Annotated in this window: 2 protein-coding genes; both read right to left on the bottom strand. The window is 64.9% G+C overall.

Annotation, left to right across the window (positions count from 1 at the left end):
• Positions 1 to 1276, bottom strand: a 1276-nt coding sequence (nuoM, locus tag B3E94_RS15055) for an NADH-quinone oxidoreductase subunit M (RefSeq protein WP_286914122.1), incomplete at its 3' end; no start/stop codon positions are given.
• Positions 1277 to 1316: 40 nt separating this feature from the next.
• On the bottom strand, positions 1317 to 2689 hold a 1373-nt coding region (locus B3E94_RS15050), incomplete at its 5' end, for an NADH-quinone oxidoreductase subunit L (protein ID WP_286914120.1).

The following is a 2689-nucleotide window of genomic DNA, read 5'->3' as shown; positions in this document are numbered from 1 at the left end:
TCACGGTGATCCACGGTACATGGGCGAAGCTGCCGATCAGGATCAGGAACTCGCCGACGAAGTTGCCGGTACCCGGCAGGCCCAGGGAGGCGGCGGCGAAGAACAGGCTGATGGCCGGCAGGTAGGCGATGCGGTGCCACAGGCCGCCCATCTGGCGCATGTCACGGGTGTGCAGGCGCTCGTACAGCTGGCCGGACAGGATGAACAGCGCGGCGGCCGACAGGCCGTGGGCCAGCATCTGGATCACCGCGCCTTGCAGGGCCTGCTGGCTGCCGGAGTAGATGCCGATCAGCACGAAGCCCATGTGCGAAACGCTGGAGAAGGCGATCAGGCGCTTGATGTCGCTTTGCGCGAAGGCCAGGAAGGCACCGTAGAAGATACCGATCAGGCCCAGGGTCATGGCGATCGGCGCGAACTCGGCCGAGGCGTTCGGGAACAGCGGCAGGGCGAAACGCAGCAGGCCGTAGGCCGCCGTCTTCAGCAGGATACCGGCCAGGTCCACGGAACCTGCGGTCGGTGCCTGGGCGTGAGCGTCAGGCAGCCAGGAGTGGAACGGTACCACCGGCAGCTTCACCGCGAAGGCGATGAAGAAGCCCAGCATCAGCACGTACTCGACACCGGCCGGCAGTTCGGCCTTGAGCAGGTCGCTGTAGTTGAAGGTGAGCACGCCGGTGGTGTTGTAGTTGACCAGCACCAGGCCAAGGATCGCCACCAGCATGATCAGGCCGCTGGCCTGGGTGAAGATGAAGAACTTGGTGGCGGCGTAGATCCGGGTCTTCTTGCCGTCTGCCGAGCTGTGACCCCAGAGCGCGATGAGGAAATACATCGGCACCAGCATCATTTCCCAGAAGAAGAAGAACAGGAACAGATCCAGGGCCAGGAACACACCGACCACGCCGCCCAGGATCCACATCAGGTTGAGGTGGAAGAAGCCGACGTGACGCTGGATCTCTTTCCAGGAGCACAGTACCGAGAGCACACCGAGCAGGCCGGTGAGCAGGATCATCAGCAGCGACAGGCCGTCCAGGGCCAGGTGGATGCTGATGCCGAAGCGCTTGATCCACTGGACCTTGTATTCCAGTGCCCAGGCAGGTTCGGCGCCCGGAGCGGGGGCCAGGGTGTAGTCGCCGGTGCCCCACAGCCACAGGCCGATACCGAGCAGCAGGGACATGGTCAGCAGTGCGATCCAGCGCGGCAGGGTGGCGCCGAAGCGCTCACCCAGCCAGCACAGGAAGCCGCCGATGAAGGGGATCAGGATCAGCCAAGGCAAAATCATGACGGGTTGGTTTCCTTTGGCAAAGTCGCAAGATTCATTGTCATACCGCGGCCACTACCACGGCGCCGAGCACCAGCACGGCACCGACGGCGATCGAGGCGGTGTACCAGCGCAGCTGGCCAGTCTCGGTCTTGCTCATGGCGACGTGGCCGCCGCGAGCCATCCGAGGGATCAGGCCGATGCTGCGGTCAACCGGGTCCTTGCGCAGGATGTGGCTGATCAGCAGGTAAGGTTTGACGAAGAGCTTGTCGTAGATCCAGTCGAAGCCCCAGGCGGCGAACCACCAGGCCGACAGGACGCGGCCGATGCCGCTGTTGGCGATGGCCGAGACCAGGCGACGCTTGCCCAGGAACAGCATCGCGGCCAGCAGGATACCGGCGATGGCGATGGCGCCCGAGGTGATTTCCAGCGCGTGCTTGGCTTCACCACCGGCGTGGCCGGCGCTTTCAGGCAGCACGCCTGCCAGCGGCGGGGTGATCCAGGCGCCGACGAAGGTCGACAGCACGATCAGCACGCCCAGTGGCAGCCAGTGGCTGATGCCGTGGCCGGCGTGGGCTTCGGTCTTGGCTTCGCCGTGGAAGGCGATGAAGATCAGGCGGAAGGTGTACAGCGAGGTCATGAAGGCACCGACCAGGCCGGCGTACAGCAGGCCGCTGTTGCCGCTGGCGAAGGCTTCCCAGAGGATCTCGTCCTTGGAGTAGAAGCCCACGGTCACGATCGGCAGGGCCGCCAGGGCCGCGCCACCGACCACGAAGCTGGCGTAGGCCAGCGGCAGTTTCTTCCACAGGCCGCCCATCTTGAAGATGTTCTGCTCGTGGTGGCAGGCAACGATCACAGCACCCGAGGCAAGGAACAGCAGGGCCTTGAAGAAGGCGTGGGTCATCAGGTGGAAGATCGCCGCGTCCCAGGCGCCAACGCCCAGGGCCAGGAACATGTAGCCGATCTGGCTCATGGTCGAGTAGGCGAGGATACGCTTGATGTCGGTCTGCACCAGGGCGGCGAAGCCGGCCAGCACCAGCGTGACACCACCGACCACACCGACCAGGTGCAGGATGTCCGGCGCCAGCAGGAACAGGCCGTTGGTACGGGCGATCAGGTACACGCCCGCGGTCACCATGGTTGCCGCGTGGATCAGTGCCGAAACCGGGGTCGGGCCCGCCATCGCGTCGGCCAGCCAGGTCTGCAGCGGCAGCTGGGCCGATTTACCGACCGCGCCACCCAGCAGCATCAGGGTCGCCAGTACCATCCAGGTGTCACCCGCCTGGAACTTCTGCGGTGCCAGCACCAGCAGTTCCTGCACGTTCAGGGTGCCCAGCTGGGCGAACAGGATGAACAGGCCGATGGCCATGAACACGTCGCCGATACGGGTGACGATGAAGGCCTTCAGTGCCGCGTTACCGTTGTTGCGGTTGC

Origin of the sequence: Pseudomonas sp. UBA6315 (assembly GCF_002438125.1) — a bacterium.
Lineage (GTDB): Bacteria > Pseudomonadota > Gammaproteobacteria > Pseudomonadales > Pseudomonadaceae > Aquipseudomonas > Aquipseudomonas faucium.
This window is presented reverse-complemented; position numbering and strand designations above follow the sequence as displayed.